This window comes from Cryobacterium sp. TMS1-13-1, from assembly GCF_004403125.1.
Taxonomy (GTDB): Bacteria; Actinomycetota; Actinomycetes; order Actinomycetales; family Microbacteriaceae; genus Cryobacterium; species Cryobacterium levicorallinum.
Map to the genome: position 1 here is coordinate 47358 of NZ_SOGX01000007.1, position 17635 is coordinate 64992.

General features: G+C 65.4%; 15 protein-coding genes. 13 read left to right on the plus strand and 2 right to left on the minus strand.

From position 1 onward, the window contains the following. From E3T31_RS05935 to E3T31_RS05975, 9 genes are all read left to right on the plus strand, one after another. Entirely contained in the window at positions 1 to 1107 is a 1107-nt protein-coding gene (locus E3T31_RS05935) for a BMP family protein (RefSeq protein ID WP_134467927.1), read from the plus strand. A gap of 98 nt (positions 1108 to 1205) precedes the next feature. Continuing rightward, the gene (locus tag E3T31_RS05940; RefSeq protein WP_134467928.1) at positions 1206 to 2726 is read left to right on the plus strand and encodes an ABC transporter ATP-binding protein; all 1521 of its coding nucleotides are present in this window, start codon (positions 1206 to 1208) and stop codon (positions 2724 to 2726) included. Continuing rightward, positions 2723 to 3994 carry an ABC transporter permease gene (locus E3T31_RS05945; protein ID WP_241977691.1) on the plus strand — a complete coding sequence of 424 codons (1272 nt, stop codon included), beginning with the start codon at positions 2723 to 2725 and terminating at the stop codon, positions 3992 to 3994. The genes E3T31_RS05940 and E3T31_RS05945 overlap by 4 nt, the downstream gene beginning before the upstream one ends. After that, entirely contained in the window at positions 3991 to 5283 is a 1293-nt protein-coding gene (locus E3T31_RS05950) for an ABC transporter permease (protein ID WP_134467929.1), read from the plus strand. The genes E3T31_RS05945 and E3T31_RS05950 overlap by 4 nt, the downstream gene beginning before the upstream one ends. A 5-nt stretch (positions 5284 to 5288) precedes the next feature. Then, on the plus strand, positions 5289 to 5702 hold the full coding sequence (locus E3T31_RS05955) for a cytidine deaminase (protein ID WP_092448981.1): 414 nt from the start codon (positions 5289 to 5291) through the stop codon (positions 5700 to 5702). Positions 5703 to 5769: 67 nt separating this feature from the next. Next, positions 5770 to 7074 (plus strand): thymidine phosphorylase, encoded by a 1305-nt coding sequence (locus tag E3T31_RS05960; RefSeq protein ID WP_134467930.1) that lies wholly within the window; start codon positions 5770 to 5772, stop codon positions 7072 to 7074. Between the two features lie 619 nt (positions 7075 to 7693). After that, positions 7694 to 8407 (plus strand): DUF559 domain-containing protein, encoded by a 714-nt coding sequence (locus E3T31_RS05965; RefSeq protein WP_134467931.1) that lies wholly within the window; start codon positions 7694 to 7696, stop codon positions 8405 to 8407. Between the two features lie 58 nt (positions 8408 to 8465). Next, positions 8466 to 9452 carry an aldo/keto reductase gene (locus E3T31_RS05970; protein ID WP_134467932.1) on the plus strand — a complete coding sequence of 329 codons (987 nt, stop codon included), beginning with the start codon at positions 8466 to 8468 and terminating at the stop codon, positions 9450 to 9452. A 471-nt stretch (positions 9453 to 9923) separates the two neighbouring features. Then, positions 9924 to 11381 carry a putative Ig domain-containing protein gene (locus E3T31_RS05975; protein ID WP_134467933.1) on the plus strand — a complete coding sequence of 486 codons (1458 nt, stop codon included), beginning with the start codon at positions 9924 to 9926 and terminating at the stop codon, positions 11379 to 11381. A gap of 106 nt (positions 11382 to 11487) precedes the next feature. On the opposite strand, the gene E3T31_RS05980 is transcribed toward E3T31_RS05975, so the two are convergent. Beyond that, on the minus strand, positions 11488 to 12303 hold the full coding sequence (locus tag E3T31_RS05980; RefSeq protein ID WP_134467934.1) for an aldo/keto reductase: 816 nt from the start codon (positions 12301 to 12303) through the stop codon (positions 11488 to 11490). Positions 12304 to 12312: 9 nt separating this feature from the next. Continuing rightward, the gene (locus E3T31_RS05985; RefSeq protein ID WP_134467935.1) at positions 12313 to 13521 is read right to left on the minus strand and encodes an MFS transporter; all 1209 of its coding nucleotides are present in this window, start codon (positions 13519 to 13521) and stop codon (positions 12313 to 12315) included. Between the two features lie 103 nt (positions 13522 to 13624). Between E3T31_RS05985 and E3T31_RS05990 the strand changes: the two genes are divergently transcribed. From E3T31_RS05990 to E3T31_RS06005, 4 genes are read left to right on the plus strand one after another with little or no spacing between them, the layout of a single operon-like run. Then, a complete protein-coding gene (locus E3T31_RS05990) occupies positions 13625 to 14593 on the plus strand; it encodes a siderophore-interacting protein (RefSeq protein WP_134467936.1) in 969 nt (322 codons plus the stop codon). After that, a complete protein-coding gene (locus E3T31_RS05995; RefSeq protein WP_166788399.1) occupies positions 14590 to 15648 on the plus strand; it encodes an iron ABC transporter permease in 1059 nt (352 codons plus the stop codon). Before E3T31_RS05990 ends, E3T31_RS05995 begins: the two co-directional genes overlap by 4 nt. After that, a complete protein-coding gene (locus E3T31_RS06000) occupies positions 15648 to 16724 on the plus strand; it encodes an iron chelate uptake ABC transporter family permease subunit (RefSeq protein WP_134467937.1) in 1077 nt (358 codons plus the stop codon). The genes E3T31_RS05995 and E3T31_RS06000 overlap by 1 nt, the downstream gene beginning before the upstream one ends. After that, positions 16724 to 17629 (plus strand): ABC transporter ATP-binding protein, encoded by a 906-nt coding sequence (locus tag E3T31_RS06005; protein ID WP_134467938.1) that lies wholly within the window; start codon positions 16724 to 16726, stop codon positions 17627 to 17629. The genes E3T31_RS06000 and E3T31_RS06005 overlap by 1 nt, the downstream gene beginning before the upstream one ends. Positions 17630 to 17635 lie beyond the last annotated feature (6 nt).

A 17635-nucleotide genomic window follows, 5' to 3' on the forward strand; every position in this document is an offset into this window, starting at 1 on the left:
TTGACAATTTCGACCCGTAAGACCGTACTTGCCGGTCTTGCAATGTTCGGTACCGTGGCGATGCTCGCCGCTTGTGCTCAGGCGCCCGCAACGACCGACGACACCAGCTCCGCCGCCGCGAGCGACTTCCTGCCCTGCATGGTATCCGACGCCGGTGGATTCGACGACAAGTCGTTCAACCAGCTCGGCTTCGAGGGCCTCACTGAGGCTGCGGCCGCACTCAGTGTGACGCCGAAAACCGTGGAGTCAACATCCGAGACCGACTACCAGTCCAACGTGCAGAACCTTGTCGACCAGGGCTGCAACCTCATCGTGACCGTCGGATTCAACCTCGCCGCGGCGACCGTTGAGTCTGCCCTGGCCAACCCCGAAGTCAACTTCGCCATCATTGACAATGATGCCGACCTCGACTTCGACGGCAAGGTCGACGCCCCGAACATCAAGCCGATCATCTTCGACACCGCCCCGGCCGCCTTCATGGCCGGCTATGCGGCAGCCGGCTACAGCAAGACCGGCGTCGTTGGAACCTACGGCGGAATGCAATTTCCGACCGTCACCATCTTCATGGATGGCTTCGCTGACGGCGTCGCGTACTACAACGAGCAGAACGGCACCTCCGTCAAGACCATCGGCTGGGACGTCGCCTCGCAGACCGGTTCGTTCACGGGTGGCTTCGCCGCCGGCGTCGAATCGCTCGCCAATGCGCAAGGCCTCATCGACCAGAATGCCGACGTGCTACTGCCCGTTGGTGGACCGATCTTTCTGAGCGCGATTGAAGCGATCAAGAGCTCGGGCAAGGACATCGCCATGGTGGGCGTTGACGCTGACCTCTACGAGACCGACGCGACGAACAAGAGCCTGTTCCTCACCAGCATCCTCAAGGGGATCAAGGTCAGCGTCTCCGACGTCGTTTCCGGCGCTGGCGACGACACCTTCGACGCCACCCCGTACATCGGAACTCTGGACAACGACGGCGTGGGCATTGCCTCGTTCCACGACTTCGAATCCAAGGTCCCCACGACCCTGGCCGACGAGCTCGACGCCATCAGAGCAGGAATCATCGACGGTTCGATCACGGTCGAATCGCCTTCCTCGCCGAAGCAGTAATACGCTGTAGTGACCTGGGGAGGCCGGATTGTCGGCCTCCCCATTTCAGTTCCCCCGCGCTTTTCCCCCGTCGCGCTCGACCCAGGAATTCAGGATCAATGAAGCTCGAACTTCGAGGCATCACAAAGCGCTTTGGTGCGCTGGTCGCCAACAACAACATTTCGCTCGTCGTCGAGTCGGGTGAAATTCATGCCCTCCTGGGCGAGAACGGCGCTGGTAAGTCCACGCTCATGAACGTGCTGTATGGCCTGTACATCGCCGAAGAGGGCGAGGTCCTGCTCGATAACGTGGTGCAGAAATTCGCCGGGCCGGGCGACGCCATGAAAGCCGGGATCGGTATGGTGCACCAGCATTTCATGCTCGTTCCGGTGTTCACCGTTGCTGAGAATGTCGTTCTCGGCCACGAACAGACCACCTTCGGTGGCCGCCTCGACCTCAGTGCGGCCCGAGCCAAGGTGCGGGAGATCTCTGACCGGTTCGGCTTCGACATCGACCCGGATGCCGTCATTGAAGACCTGCCGGTCGGCGTGCAGCAGCGCGTCGAGATCATCAAGGCACTGTCCCAGGACGCCAAGGTACTGGTGTTCGACGAACCGACGGCGGTGCTCACCCCGCAGGAGACCGATGAGCTCATGACCATCATGCGCCAGCTCGCCGAGTCCGGAACCTCGATCGTGTTCATCACGCACAAACTGCGGGAGGTGCGCGCCGTCGCGGACCGCATCACGGTCATCCGCTTGGGAACGGTCGTCGGTGAGGCGTCGCCGGCTGCGACCAACGCGGAGTTGGCCTCACTCATGGTCGGGCGGGCCGTTGAACTGACCGTGCACAAGAATGCGCCAGAGTTGCGTGGAACCGCCCTGTCGGTGAAAAACCTCTCGGTGATCGATGCCCGCAACCAGATCGTCGTCAACAGCGTGAGCTTCGACGTGCAGGCCGGTGAAGTACTTGCCATCGCCGGCGTCCAAGGCAACGGCCAAACCGAACTCACCGAAGCGCTGCTCGGACTACAGCAGCACGTCACCGGGTCGATCGAACTCGACGGCAAGCCGTTGCGCGGCTACAGCGTGCGGCACATCCTCGATTCCGGAGTCGGTTTCGTTCCCGAAGACCGCACCGAAGACGGCCTCATCGCCGACTTCAGCATCGCCGAGAACCTCATGCTCGACCGCAGCTCCGGAGCGCCGTTCGTGAAGGCGGGCAACCTGCAGCTGGGGTTTAGAGCGAAGTTCGCCGCCGAGAAAATTGCGGAGTTCGACATTCGATCGCAGGGCAGCGATATGGAGGCCGGACGGCTCTCGGGTGGTAACCAGCAGAAGGTCGTGCTCGCTCGTGAACTGAGCCGTGATCTGCGTTTGTTCGTTGCGGCCCAGCCGACCCGCGGTCTTGACGTGGGTTCGATCGAATTCGTGCACACCCGCATTATCGAAACTCGCGACTCCGGAATTCCGGTCATCGTGGTATCCACCGAGCTCGACGAGGTCGTCGCTCTCGCCGATCGCATCGCGGTGATGTATCGAGGAGAGATCGTTGGAATCGTGCCAGGCAACACCCCCCGCGCCACGCTCGGCCTCATGATGGCCGGCGAGCACGCTCCGGAAATGGAGGGCGCGCTGTGAGCGACGCCACCGCACCGGCGGCTCCGGTCGCTCCCGGGTCCGGCCAGGGAAGGAAGGATGGGTCCGAGCGCTGGAACCAAACCCTGCGCGACATCACCGGCGGCAGCGCCATGATCTCTGTACTGGCCGTCCTCGTCGCTCTCGTGGTTGGGGCGATTCTGATCGCGTTCACCAACGAACGCGTGCAGGAGACGGCCGGATATTTCTTCTCCCGACCGACCGACCTGCTGCAGGCTGTCTGGGACTCCGTCGCGGGCGCCTATTCCGCGCTGTTCCAGGGGGCAATCTACAACTTCCGGGCGAACAGCTTTCTCACCGCGATTCGCCCTCTGACCGAGACACTCACCTTTGCGACGCCGCTGATCGCGGCCGGGCTCGGTGTGGGGCTCGCTTTTCGCGTGGGCATGTTCAACATCGGTGGTCGTGGGCAGATGCTCATCGCCGCCGGGGCCGCTGGCTGGGTCGCTTTCGCGGTTGACCTGCCAGCCGGCATCCACTTGATCGTCGCCGTTCTGGCCGGCCTGCTTGGTGGGGCTATCTGGGGCGGCATCGTGGGCTTGCTCAAGGCTCGTACCGGTGCCCACGAGGTGATCGTCACGATCATGCTCAACTTCGTCGCGCTGTACCTGATTCAGTTCCTGCTGCGCACCCCCGGTGCGCTGCAGGCGCCTGGCAGTAACAACCCGAAGACACCGGCCATGGCAGCGACCGCGGTGTTCCCCGATCTGTTCGGGCCGCGCTACAACCTGCACGCCGGTTTTCTCACCGTCATCGCGGCCACCATCTTCGTCTGGTGGCTACTCAGCCGCTCGAACCTCGGGTTTCAGTTTCGTGCCGTCGGGCAGAACCCCAGCGCAGCCCGGGTCGCCGGCATCAACGTGAAGAACGTCTACTTCTACGCCATGGCCATCTCGGGAGCGCTTGTCGGCCTGGCCGGCGTCAACCAGGTGCTGGGGACCCTGACCACGGGCTTCAGTTCCGGAATCGACGCCGGCATCGGCTTCGACGCCATCACCGTCGCCCTGCTCGGTCGTTCAAAGCCCTGGGGTATCTTTGCCGCCGGCATTCTCTTTGGTGCGTTCAAAGCCGGCGGGTTCGCCATGCAGGCGGCTGAGGGTGTGCCAATCGACATCGTCGTCGTCGTGCAGGCGCTGATCGTGCTGTTCATCGCCGCGCCGCCGCTGGTGCGTGCCATGTTCCACCTTCCGACACCGGGCACCACCAAGAAACCCAGGATTCGCAAGACCAACGAGGTGGTGGCGAAATGAGCACGATCACACAGAGCCCCGCTCCGGCTTCGGCCCCGATCGTGAAGCTGACGGCGCAGATTCGCAGCTGGAAGATTCCGATCACCTTCGGCGGATTTGCCGCGCTGTCGCTGATCCTGTTCGTGTTCCTCGGACGCGGCCAGCGCGGTGAGCTGAGCACCTTCCGCCTCTCGGAAGAGCGCGACCTGATCCAACTGCCAGAGGTGGCCCTGCCAACCTTGGCTACCGGAGTGTTCGTGGCCATCGCGCTCGTGCTCATGGCTGCGGCGTCGGCCTGGCTGGTCTATCGTCACACCAAGATCCCGATCGTCTTGACCATCCTGTTCGCGTTGCTATTCCTGGTGGGCTTTCTGGCCTGGGCGGCATCGGGTTCGACCATTCCGGTGCCCGGACTGCTGATCGGAACGGTCACCCTGAGCGCCCCACTCATCTTCGGTGCCCTCGGCGGTGTGCTGTCCGAACGCGCCGGCGTCGTCAATGTGGCCATCGAGGCGCAGCTCCTGGCCGGAGCCTTCAGCTCCGCGGTCGTCGCCTCCGCCACGGGGAACCCCTACCTCGGCCTGCTTGCGGCGATGGTGGCTGGGGCGCTCGTCTCCATGGTGCTGGCCGTGTTCGCACTCAAGTACCTCGTCGACCAGGTCATCGTCGGTGTCGTGCTCAACGTTCTCGTGATCGGGCTCACCAGCTTTTTGTACTCGCAGGTGCTCGCACCCAGCGCCACCCTCAACTCACCGGCCGTCTTTCCCCGGCTGAATATTCCGTTGCTCAGCGAAATCCCCATCATTGGCCCGGTGCTGTTTCGCCAGACCATCATCGTCTATGCCATGTACGTTGCGGTAGCGCTCGTGTTCTTTGCCCTGTTTCGCACCAAGTGGGGCCTGCGCGTGCGCGCCGTGGGTGAACATCCGCAGGCCGCCGATACGGTTGGCATCAACGTCAACCGCACTCGCTTCGTTGCCGTCACCCTCGGCGGTGTCATCTCGGGCTTCGGCGGGGCGTACTTCACCCTCGGCGCGGTCGGTGCGTTCAACAAGGAGATGACCAACGGCATGGGCTTCATCGCCCTCGCCGCGGTGATCTTCGGCGAGTGGCATCCGATCAAGGCGACCCTCGCAGCGCTTCTGTTCGGATTCGCGACGAACCTGCAGAACGTACTGGGCATCATCGGCTCACCGGTACCGAGCGAATTCATGCTCATGCTGCCCTACGTCGTGACGATCTTCGCCGTTGCCGGGTTCGTCGGCCGCTCAAGGGCACCCGCCGCTGACGGAAAGCCGTACATCAAGTGAGTGGTGTGAGCATCGACTGGCCGCTGCTGCGCGCGCAAGCCCTCGCCGCTATGGCCACAGCTTATGTGCCGTACTCGAAGTTTCCGGTCGGCGTCGCGGCGCTCGTCGATGACGGGCGAGTGATCAGCGGATGCAACGTGGAGAATGCCTCCTACGGCCTCACCCTCTGCGCGGAGTGCGGCCTGGTCTCCGCGCTGCACCTCAGTGGTGGCGGCCAGCTCGTGGCGTTCACCTGTGTCGACGGAAATGGCGGCATCCTCATGCCGTGCGGCCGCTGCCGCCAGTTGCTCTACGAACACTCCGCGCCGGGCATGCTGCTCGAAACGGTCTCCGGCGTCAAAACCATCGACGAGGTGCTGCCGGATGCCTTCGGGCCGCGCCAACTCGCCGACTATCGCGCCAGCGCAGCTTCGTCTTAGCCGTTGGGCTCGTTCAGCCCGGTCGTGAGGATTTTCCATTGTGTAATCGGCTCTGAAGGAGCGCACCATGAGCACCATCGAAGCGTTTGACGCCGTCGACCTAATTCACACCAAGCGCGACCGCGGCGAGCTGACCACACCGCAAATTGACTGGCTGATCGACGCGTACACCCGTGGCTACGTCGGCGATGAGCAGATGGCCGCCATGACCATGGCGATCTTTCTGAACGGCATGAGCCGCAGCGAGATTCGGGCTCTGACCATGGCAATGCTCGCGAGCGGTGAGCGGATGAGCTTCGACGGGCTCGGCAAGCCGACCACCGACAAGCACTCCACCGGAGGCGTCGGCGACAAGATCACGCTGCCGCTGATGCCGCTCGTCGCCGTCTTCGGCGCGGCCGTGCCGCAGTTGTCCGGCCGTGGCCTCGGTCACACGGGCGGAACGCTCGACAAGCTCGAGTCGATTCCGGGCTGGCGCGCCAACCTGAGTAACGCCGAGATGCTCAAGCAGCTGCAGGAGCTCGGGGGTGTGGTCTGTGCGGCCGGCAGCGGCCTGGCCCCGGCCGACGGTAAGCTCTACGCACTGCGTGACATCACCGGAACGGTCGAGGCGATCCCGCTGATCGCGTCATCGATCATGTCGAAGAAGATCGCCGAGGGCACTCAGGCCCTAGTGCTCGATGTGAAGTTCGGCTCCGGCGCCTTTCTCCAGGACATCGAGCGGTCGCGGGAGTTGGCCCGCACGATGGTCGAGCTGGGCGAGGATGCCGGGGTGGCGACATCCGCTTTGCTGACCAATATGAACGTTCCGCTCGGGTTTGCCATCGGCAATGCCAACGAGGTGCGCGAGTCGGTGGAGGTGCTCGCCGGCGGCGGGCCCGCCGACGTGGTTGAACTCACCGTGGCCCTGGCCGAGGAGATGCTCTCGCTCGCCGGAATCACCGGTGTCGATGTGGGCGCGGCTCTGAAGGATGGCCGAGCCATGGACAAATGGCGGGCCGTGATTCGCGCGCAGGGTGGCGACCCGGATGCCGCGTTGCCGGTCGCGCGCGAGACTCACGTTGTGCTCGCGGAGCGGAGCGGCGTGCTGGTGGAACAGCAGGCGCTGCCTTTTGGTATCGGTGCCTGGCGACTCGGTGCCGGGCGCGCCCGCAAGCAGGATCCGGTGCAGCATGCAGCCGGAATCGACCTGCACGCCAAGCCCGGCGACACCGTGGTGAAGGGCCAGCCGCTGTTCACGCTGAGCGCCGACGAGCCGGCCCGGTTCGCCCGTGCGCTCGAAGTCGTTGAGGGTGCCTGGCGCATCGGCGATGTGGGGGAGCCCGTGCAGGATGGCGGTCCGCTGATCGCGGAGCGGATCGGGAGTCGCTAGCAGCGAGGCCCGCCACAACGTGCGGGCTGCTCTCGACGCGATTCCCGGGCGCACATTCGTCTGGGTCATCGTGGGCGGCCATTTCGCAGTTCTCCTGGTTGAGTGGCCGTGGTTGTTACCCTGAGTAGGAGCGCCAACTCTGGAGTGCGCGCTCTCGCCGTCAATGCGGATTCGAGGTGCCAACTTCTGCCCCATGGTTCTCGTGAGGCGCCAACTTTTACCCCATGGCGAGCGTTGATGGGGCAAAAGGTGGCACCTCGGGTGTGCTGGGCCGTGGTCAGGGGGCAAAAGGTGGCACCTCGCGTGTGCTCGGCCGAGATTGACCTGTGGAGTGGCGCGCTTCCCCGGGCGACCCTGTGGAGTGGCGCCCGACCCATTGCACCCTGTGGATAACCGTCGGGTGGGTCACCGTTCGTGGCACTCTCAGGCCATGCACATCCAAACTCCTCTTCCTCCCGGCTTCGATTCCGGCGCGTTCACCTTTGGAGCGGCCCGGGCGGCAGGTGTCTCGGCCAAGCGCCTGCGGTCACGCGATGTAGAGCATCCGTTTTGGGGTGTGTGTGTTGCCGCTGGCACCGTTCACAACCTGAATGACCGCTGTCGGGCACTTCACAAACGGATGCCTGCGGGTGCCTTCTTCAGCCACGCCACAGCTGCCCGCCTGCACGGCATGCCCCTGCCGGCCGACCTGGAGGCCGACCCGCTTCTTCACGTATCGGTGATCGACCCGGATCTGACTCTGCGACTTGCCGGGGTCAACGGACATCGTGTGGCGACGTCCCCGGGAGTGCGCAGCGTGGCGGGGCTGCCGGTGCTCGAGCCGATTTCGGCGTGGTGCCAACTGGCATCCGTTCTGGAATTGAATGATTTGGTAGCGGCCGGAGATCACCTGCTGCGACCGGAGCTTGGACTGGCGACCGCCCCCGAGATTGCCGCGCGGGTGGTGCAGTATGCGGGGAATCGTGGCGCTCTGCGTCTGCGGGCGGCCGAGGCGATGATTCGGCCGCGGGTGGAATCCCGAAGGGAAACGTTCCTGCGTCTGTTCCTCGTCGTGTGCGGCTTTCCTGAACCCGAAACGAACCGGGACATTCCCCTGCCGCGCGGCAAACGACGCGTTCGCGGCGACCTGGTCTATTTTCGCTACAAAGTGCTCGTGGAGTACGACGGCGAGCAGCACCGCACTGATACGGCGCAATTCAACCGCGATGCCGAACGCCTGCATGACCTGCGCGAGGCCGGGTGGCTGGTCATCACCGTGCGCGAGGGCTCGACGAAGGAGTGGGTGCAGGGCGCCGTCGATGCTGCGCTCCGGTCGCGGGGGTGGCGCCCGTAGCCGGGCCGGCGGCCAAATGGTGCGGCAGCGATGTGCGGCGGGTGCCTAAGCTAGGGATATGCAAAAACGCACCCTCGGACGTACCGGCCGCACTGTTTCCGTGATCGGCCTGGGTACCTGGCAACTCGGAGCGGACTGGGGAGCGGTGTCCGACGCCGACGCGACCGGCGTGCTCGCCGCATCCGCTGATGCCGGTGTCACCTTCTTTGACACAGCGGATGTCTACGGCGACGGCCGCAGCGAGCGGCTGATTGGCCAATTTCTCGCCAATGAGGCCCTCGGCGCGGAAATCACGGTGGCCACCAAGATGGGCCGCCGAGTCGAACAGCTGGCCGAGAATTTCGTGCTCGCCAATTTTCGCGCCTGGACCGACCGCTCCCGCACGAACCTCGGCATGGACACTCTCGACCTGGTGCAGTTGCACTGCCCGCCGAGCGCTGTCTTCGACTCCGGCGAGGTCTACGACGCGCTCGACACCCTCGTCGACGAGGGCGTCATCGCCAATTACGGGGTGAGCGTGGAGACCTGCGACCAGGCCCTCGCCGCGATCAGCCACCCCGGCGTCGCCACGGTGCAGATCATCCTGAACGCTTTTCGCCTCAAGCCGCTCGACGAGGTGCTGCCGGCCGCACGCGCCGCCGGGGTGGGCGTCATCGCCCGGGTTCCGCTGGCCAGCGGGCTGCTGACCGGCAAATACACCGCCGACACGATCTTCGCCGAGAGTGACCACCGCAACTTCAACCGGGACGGCAGCCACTTCGACGTCGGTGAGACCTTCTCCGGCGTCGACTTCGAGGTCGGCCTGCAGGCCGCGACCGAGTTTGCCGCCCTCGCCCCGGTCGGCCTCACGCCGGCCCAGGCAGCCCTGGCCTGGGTAGCCCAGATCGACGGGGTGAGCGCCGTCATTCCGGGAGCCCGCTCGGTCGCCCAGGCGCAGGGAAACGCGACTGCCGGTGTAGCCGAACCGCTTGACCTCGCCTTCAACGAGGGCGTTCAGGACATCTATGACCGGCTCCTGCGGGAGCAGATCCACCCGCGCTGGTAAACCTGACGGGCCCCGGCCGAGGACTCCAAATCATCAGGATCTCGCCACTGTCGACAGCCGCGGACGTGCCGGCTTCGCGCCGATCGCGACTGCGGGCACGCAGCTCGCAAGCCTCGGAGTCACCTAGTTGGCTATCAGGATTATGGCCGCTGTCACCGCGAATGACGTGATTCGGCAGAGCCGCGGAAGTACCACAATCCGTGATGACCAAACCTTGCAATTCAATATGAACGGAGTACATTTTCCCGTACGGGTTTTGTTTCAATGCGTGTCTCGTTCGTCTTGAGCCCGTTGGCCAGACCGGGAACTCCGTCGCAGGTTCGATACCGGTTGAGGTATGGATTGGTCTCTGGAATCAGGGGATGCCGCCGCTAGGAAGACGCGACACGGAACGGCATCCTCCATCGGAACCTCGGAACCTCGGAACCTCGGAACCTCGGAACCTCGGAACCTCGGAATGAGGACAGGATCATGCTCAACAGAAAATATTTGGTTTTCGCGCCTATTCTGCTGGCTGCCGTACTGCCCGGCTTGATTATCGCAACGCCAGCGGCAGCTGTCGTATCCGTTTCTAGGGCGGAGGTCAGTGGTTCAGCTCTGCGGATCGAGGGGACCGCCATTGCCTCCCGCGACATCAGTGTGGATAACGTAGTGATGGGCCGCAGCGACAGTTCGGGTACGTTCCGCATCGAGCGCGACCCGTATGCAGCGCCCGCAGACTGCACGGTAGACATGCGGGACGGTTCAACGGCAGTGACCACCAGGACTCTGTCTGGGTGCGTCGTGACGCAGCCGCCGACGTCGGACACCACCGTTCCCAGCACGCCTACCAACTTCACCGCAGCACTCTCCGGCGCTACGGCCAATCTCGCCTGGACAGCCAGCAGCGACAATATCGGCGTGACCGGCTATCGCGTCACCCGAAACGGAACTCTGCTTGCGGGCGCTGTGACGGGTACATCCTTTTCCAACTCAGGCCTGACGGCAGGAACCTACATCTACACTGTGGCCGCTTTCGATGCTGCCGGGAATGCCTCCGGTGCAAGCAATAGTGCATCAGTGACCGTCTCGGCTCCGACGACGGACGCCACCGCTCCCAGTGTGCCCGCCAACTTGACGGCGACACTCTCCGGCACCACCGCGGATCTTGGCTGGACCGCCAGTACGGACAATGTGGGCGTCACCGGGTACAGGGTGACCCGCAACGGCGTCGTGATCACCACCGTGCTGAACACCTTCTATAACGACAGCGGCCGCAGCCCCGGTAGCTACACCTATTCGGTGGCTGCGGTGGACGGTGCGGGTAATGTTTCTGCGGCCAGCAACAGCGCATCAGTGACGGTGCCGGAACCGCCGGTCACGGATACCACCGCTCCCTCGATTCCAACGAATCTGGCGACTACTGTCGTCGGATCCACGGTCAGCCTGAGTTGGGGAGTCAGTACGGACGACACCCGGGTGACCGGTTACCGGGTCAACCGTAACGGCACCTTCCTGGGTACGACCGATTCGGCGAGCTTCATCGACTCCGGCCTCGCCGTTGGCACCTATACGTACACCGTGGCCGCTTTCGACGCCGCTGGGAATATGTCCGCCTCGTCCGACAGTGCTTCAGCTTCGGTGGCAGCCTCCGAGCAACTCGTCTTTCTCACTCCGGCACAGCTGCCCGATGCCACGGTGGGACAGGCGTATTTGGGTTATATCGTCTGCAGCGATCCACCCGGCCCCTCGACGTTCAGATTCAAACTTGCCTCCGGCAATGTTCCGGACGGAACACGCTTCTTTGGAAACACCCTGGAGAACAGGCCGGAGGCCAGAGTCACCGGCACACCGACGAGGGCCGGGACGTTCACCTTTACCGTGGAGGTCAAGGACAATACCGGCGCGACTGCACGCAGGACGTTCACGATCAGGGTCCTGCCCTTATAGCGTGCGGAGTCTGGCAGGTCCGGCTCGCGAGGGCGAGCCTGATTGTGACGATGGGCGTGCGGGCCTACGACCACCTCCTGCGGGACCGAGCTCGACCCGCGGCCGTTCAGTCGAAGTCGTCGGGGTCCGTGCCGGTGCGCTCGCCGGTTTCGAGCGCGGCGATAGCCGCGAGGTCGTCGTCGTCGAGCACAATGTCGAACACGTCGATATTGGCGCGAATGCGCTCCGGGGTGACCGACTTGGGAATGACGATGTTGCCGAGCGCGAGGTGCCAGGCGATCACGATCTGCGCGGCTGATTTGCCGTGCCGGGCGCCGATCGCATCGAGGATCGGGTTGCCGATTGCGCGCCCGCGGGCCAGAGGCGACCACGCTTCGGTACGGATGCCGTGGGCCGCGTCATACGCGCGAACCTCCGTTTGCGGCAGCCACGGGTGCAACTCCACCTGGTTGAGCACCGGCACGACGTCGGTTTCGGCCAGGAGCCGGTCGAGGTGGTGCGGGTGAAAATTCGAGACCCCGATCGAGCGGGCACGGCCGTCGGCGCGCAGGGCTTCGAGGGCGCGATAGGTTTCGACGTAGCGATTCTGCTGCGGTGCCGGCCAGTGGATCAGGTACAGATCGACGTAGTCCAGGCCCAGCTTGGCCAGGCTCTCGTCGAAGGCGTTCATCGTTTCGTCGTAGCCGTGGCGGTCATTCCACACCTTGGTCGTGACGAACACGTCCTCCCGGGGCACAGCGGAGCGCGCGAGCCCCTGCCCGACGCCGACCTCGTTCTCATAGAGTGCTGCGGTGTCGACGTGACGGTACCCGGCCTCGAGCGCGACCTGCACGGTGTCGGCGGCGATGGCATCCGCTACCTTGTACACCCCGAGACCGAGCTGGGGAATCACGTGGCCGTCATTGAGCGTGAGGGAAGTCATCCCTCAATGTTACGAGACCTGCACCTGGATGGGCTCGGTGTCGGGTATGGGGCTGATGTCGCGCCCGCGCAGGTCCGGGTGCCAGCGGCGGCCGAGCGCTGGGATGATGCAGCCGAGGGCCGCGAAACCGGCGGCGACGTAGATCGCCGACACCGGGCCGGAATGGTCGATCGAGAACCCGGCGATGGCGGAGCCCATGGCGGCGCCGATCAGCTGGCCGGTACCGACCCAGCCATAGGCTTCGGCGGTGTCGCTGAATTTCACGCTCGCCGAGACGATGCCGAAAAGAACAGCGAAGGCGGGCGCGATGCCGACCCCGGCCAGGAGCAGCGCGAGGGAGAGCCACCAAAAGGTGAGCCATAGGCTGGCCAGAATTAACCCGATGGTGACGATGAGCATACGGGTGGCGAGGGCCCAGGGGCCGATCGGAGCGTGTCCGAGTGCCAGGCCGCCGATGAGTGAGCCGATCGCGAAGATGCCGAGCACCCAGCCGGCGTCGGCGCTGCCGTGGCCGAACACCGCAACCACACCGGCTTCGACCGCGGCGCAGGCGGCGACGAGCGTGAACCCGACGACCGTACTGAGCAGCACCTCGGGTTTTTTGAGCACAACGCCGAGCTTGCGGCGGCTGCGCGGGATGCGCACCCGGCCTACCTCGGGCAGGGCGACGAACCAGATTCCGCCGGCGACCAGGAAGAATGCGGCGAGCAGGATGCCCGCGGTCGTCGATACCTGCAGCGCCACGAAGGTCGCGATCACCGGGCCGAGCACCCAGATGATCTCCTGTGCCGAGGCATCCAGCGAGAAGAGCGGGGTGAGCTGGCGGGAGTTGACGATTTTGGGGTAAATCGTGCGCACGGCCGGTTGAATCGGCGGGGTGGACAGGCCGGCGACGAATCCGATCAGCATGAGGTTCAGCACCGACAGCGAAATCAGCGCCATCACGATGATCGCCACCGCGCAAATGAACATGGTGGCGATGATCACCGGGCGCATGCCGAGTCGGCCCATCAGTCGGCTGGTGAGCGGCCCGGCGATGGCCTGACCGATGCTCATGGCACCGAGAACCAGTCCGGCCGCGCCGTAGGAATCAAAGATCCGCTCAATGTGAATGAGAAAAGCGAGGGAGAGCATTCCGAAGGGAAAACGGGCCGTCAACTGCGCAGCGATGAGGCGGGATACGCCGGGCGTGCGCAGAAGGGTCCAGTAGCTTTTCACGATTTCAGTCTACGGCGGGACCGATTGAAAACCGGGGCGGGCAGCTGACCGCGAAAATTGCGGTGCGAGACATGCTCCAGATAAGGCATGCCATACTAAGGCAATGCTTACCTTACCGAACGAGAGTGCGACCGCGGTCCTGGATCGTCCAGCCTATCGACCCTATCGGGCCACGGTAGTGGGCATCCGTTCTCTGAGTAAGCATTTCACGCGGGTGACCTTCTTCGGTGAGCAGTTTGACACCTTCAGTACCGCCGGGCTCGACCAGAGGGTCAAGATCGTGTTGCCGCTGCCCGGCCGTGGTCTGTCCGACATTGGTGCAAACGACGAGTCCACCATCGCAGACGGAAGCTGGTACGCCCGCTGGCGCGCGCTGCCCGACGCCGATCGCAACCCGTTTCGCACCTACACGGTTCGCGCTGTGCGCCCCGAACTGCGTGAAATCGACGTGGATTTCCTCACCCACAACGGTCACGGCCCGCTCGGCCCGGCCGCGCGCTGGCTGTACACCGCGTCGGTCGGCAGTGACGTGCTCATCATCGGGCCCGACGAGCGCAGCCCGGGCCGCGCCATCGGCCTCGACTGGCACCCGGCGCAGGCGACCGAATTGCTGCTGGCCGGCGACGAAACCGCAGCTCCAGCCATCTGCAGCATCCTCGAGAGTCTCCCGGCCGGCCGCCGCGCGCGCGCCTTCATCGAAGTGCCCACCGAAGCGGATGCCCTACCCCTCGACCTTCCCGCCGGTTGCGAAATCACCTGGCTGGCTCGCGACACCGCCCCGCACGGTGAGCGACTCGACGCCGCGGTGCGCGGCTGGGTGGCGAACAATCGTTCGCTCGTCAAGACAGCGGTCGCCGCCACCCCGCAGCCCTGGGCGGACATCGACGTGGACTGCGATCTGCTCTGGGAATCGCCCAACGATGAAGCCGGCACCGGTTTCTACGCCTGGCTCGCGGGTGAATCCTGCATGATCAAGCTGCTGCGCCGTTTTCTGGTGAGTGAAACCGGCATCGACCGAAAGCGCGTGGCCTTCATGGGCTACTGGCGGCTCGGCCGGTCCGAAGCTCAGTGACCCTGGTTCTGGCACGGCCGGAGCGAACCCGAACCCGAACCCGGCCGCGCCGCGTCGTCATCGGCTTCGCGCTCGCGCTCGCGCTGCTCGTTCTGACCATCGCCGCGTCGCTCATCGTCGGCACCCGGGAGATCGCCCTCGGCGCCGTGCTCGATGCGCTAATGAACCCCGATCGAACCCTGACCGACACTGCGCTGACTGACCGCACCGTCATCCTGGACCTGCGCGTGCCGCGCACGGTCGTCGGACTGCTCGCCGGCCTGGCCCTCGGCCTGGCCGGGGCCCTCATGCAGGGTGTCACCCGCAACCCGCTCGCCGACCCGGGTCTGCTCGGCGTCAACGCCGGCGCCTCCCTGGTCGTCGTCGCTGGCATCGGCTGGTTCGGCGTCACCACCGCGCTCGGCTACGTCTGGTTCGCCTTTATCGGCGCCGCGGTGGCCGCGACGATCGTCTATCTGATCGGCTCGCTCGGCCGTGAAGGCGCCACCCCGGTCAAGCTGGCTCTCGCCGGAACCGCGCTGACAGCGGCGTTCACCTCGCTCATCACCATCGTGCTGCTGGCCGACTCGGAGGCCTTCGATCGCTATCGGTTCTGGGCCGCTGGCTCCCTCGTCGCGCGTGGCCTCGACGCCGCCCTGCCGCTGGCCCCGTTCATTCTGGTCGGCGCGATTCTCGCCATCGTGGCCGCACGTATGCTCAACGCCCTCGCCCTCGGGGACGATCTCGCCCGTGGTCTCGGCCAAAATCTGGTGACCGCTCGCATCGTCTGCGCCGTCGCGATCGTGCTGCTGTGCGGCTCGGCGACCGCGATGGCCGGCCCGATTGTGTTCGTCGGACTCGCCGTGCCGCACGTGGCACGCTGGATCACCGGCCCGGACTACCGCCTCATTATCGCGTTCTCCGCGCTGCTCGGCCCCACCCTGCTCGTCGCGGCGGATGTGCTGGGCCGCATCATCGCCCAGCCCGGCGAAATCGAGGCCGGCCTCGTCGTCGCCTTCCTCGGCGCGCCGGTACTCATTGCGCTCGTGCGCCGAGTGAAACTGGCCGGCCTGTGATGGCCCTGACGACAGCATCCGTTTTGGCAGCGTCCGTTAAGGCAGTGGATGCCGCACCGCTGGCCCACACGCGCGCGCAGCTCCGCAGACGCGAGCGCCGGATCGTGCTCGGACTGCTCGGTGCCCTCGTCATCGTCGGCGCCTTCAGCCTCGCGATCGGAGCGTATTCGCTCAGCGTGCCCGACCTGCTGCGCACGCTCACCGGGCAGGGAACGCAGAGCGAGAACTTCATCGTGCTGTCGCTGCGTCTGCCGCGGCTGACCCTCGCCGTGCTCGTCGGCGTGGCGTTCGCAATCTCGGGCGCACTGTTCCAGACCGTGCTGCGCAATCCGCTCGCGAGCCCCGACATCATCGGAGTGACCGGGGGAGCGAGCGCTGCCGCAGTGTTCGGCATGCTCATTCTCGGCTTCGGTGCCGTCGCCACCTCGCTCGCGGCGTTTGCCGGGGCCATTATCGTCGCCTGCGCTATCTATCTGCTGGCCTGGCGCGGCGGAGTCGTCGGCTACCGCTTTGTGCTGATCGGTGTCGGGGTCGCGTTCATGGTGCAGGGACTGCTCGGCTATCTGCTCTCCCGCGCCGACCTGAACGACGCGCAGGGCGCCCTGCTCTGGCTGGTCGGCAGTGTGAGCGGCGCCCGCTGGCAGGATATTTCGGTCGTCGCCGTGGTGCTGCTCATGCTGCTGCCCATCATTCGGGTGCTGAGCGGCCGCCTGCGCGCCCTGCAGCTTGGTGACGATCTTGCGACGAGCCTCGGCGTTGGCGCCGAACGCACCCGACTCGTGCTGCTCGTGATCGCGGTCGCCCTCGCCGCGACGGCGACAGCGGCGGTCGGCCCGCTCGCCTTTGTGGCGTTCGTCGCGGCGCCGATCGCCCGTCGCATCGTCGGCTCCGGTGGGCTCGCCCTGATTTCGGCCGCCTTGATCGGAGCGCTGATCACCACGGCCGCCGACTTCGCCGCCCAACACCTGCTGCCGGGGCAGCTCGAACTGCCGGCCGGAATCATCACGGGCGCGATCGGCGCCCCCTACCTGCTCTGGCTGCTCGCCACCAGCAATAAAACCGGAAAGGGCGCCTGATGACCCAGCTCCTGCGTGCCGAGGGCGTCAGCCTCGGCTACGACCAGACCCGCATCATCGACAACCTCGACCTCGAGGTGATTCCCGGCGCGATCACCGTCGTCGTCGGGGCCAACGCCTCCGGCAAATCCACGCTACTCAAGGGCCTCGCCAGGCTGCTGAAACCGGATGTCGGCCAGGTTACCCTGAATGGTCGCAACATCGCCGCACTCCCCGGCAAGAAGGTCGCGACCGTCGTGGGCCTGCTGCCCCAGCAGCCGGTCGCCCCGGACGGCATCACCGTGGCCGACCTCGTCGGGCGTGGACGCTACCCGCACCAGGGCTGGTTTCGGCAGTGGTCAAGCACCGACGGAGAGACCGTCGCCGCGGCCATGGCCGCCACCAACACCGACCAGCTCGCCTCCCGCCGCCTCGAGGACCTCTCCGGCGGCCAGCGCCAGCGCGTCTGGATTGCCATGGCGCTTGCGCAGGATCCCGAGATTCTGCTGCTCGACGAACCGACCACCTTTCTCGATGTCACCCACCAGATCGAGGTGCTCGACCTGCTGCTCGAACGCAATCGTGAGCGCGGTACGACCGTCGTGATGGTGCTGCACGACCTCAACCTGGCCGCTCGTTATGCCGATCGCCTTGTCGTTATGCGGGCTGGACGCATCGTCGCCAATGGCGCGCCGGCCGAGACGCTCACGGCCGAGATCGTGCGCGAGGCCTTCGACCTCGAGGCGCTCATCAGACCCGACCCGGTCTGCGGCTCGCCCATGGTCATACCGATCGGTCGGTTCCACGGCCGGGCGCCGGCTTCGGGGTCGGACAGCGCTGTCCCCAGCGCTGCGCCTGCTGCCCCTCCGACAGCGGTCCCAGAGGCTGCGCCCGAATCCCGACAAATCGAAAGCGTATCTATTTAGGGTAGG

What these genes read in the sequence shown, in the direction of transcription:
- E3T31_RS05940 (WP_134467928.1), top strand. Translation starts at nt 1,206, where the DNA reads ATGAAGCTCGAACTTCGAGGCATCACAAAGCGCTTTGGTGCGCTGGTC.
- E3T31_RS05950 (WP_134467929.1), top strand. Translation starts at nt 3,991, where the DNA reads ATGAGCACGATCACACAGAGCCCCGCTCCGGCTTCGGCCCCGATCGTG.
- E3T31_RS05960 (WP_134467930.1), top strand. Translation starts at nt 5,770, where the DNA reads ATGAGCACCATCGAAGCGTTTGACGCCGTCGACCTAATTCACACCAAG.
- E3T31_RS05965 (WP_134467931.1), top strand. Translation starts at nt 7,694, where the DNA reads ATGCCTGCGGGTGCCTTCTTCAGCCACGCCACAGCTGCCCGCCTGCAC.
- E3T31_RS05970 (WP_134467932.1), top strand. Translation starts at nt 8,466, where the DNA reads ATGCAAAAACGCACCCTCGGACGTACCGGCCGCACTGTTTCCGTGATC.
- E3T31_RS05975 (WP_134467933.1), top strand. Translation starts at nt 9,924, where the DNA reads ATGCTCAACAGAAAATATTTGGTTTTCGCGCCTATTCTGCTGGCTGCC.
- E3T31_RS05980 (WP_134467934.1), bottom strand. Translation starts at nt 12,303, where the DNA reads ATGACTTCCCTCACGCTCAATGACGGCCACGTGATTCCCCAGCTCGGT.
- E3T31_RS05990 (WP_134467936.1), top strand. Translation starts at nt 13,625, where the DNA reads ATGCTTACCTTACCGAACGAGAGTGCGACCGCGGTCCTGGATCGTCCA.
- E3T31_RS06000 (WP_134467937.1), top strand. Translation starts at nt 15,648, where the DNA reads ATGGCCCTGACGACAGCATCCGTTTTGGCAGCGTCCGTTAAGGCAGTG.
- E3T31_RS06005 (WP_134467938.1), top strand. Translation starts at nt 16,724, where the DNA reads ATGACCCAGCTCCTGCGTGCCGAGGGCGTCAGCCTCGGCTACGACCAG.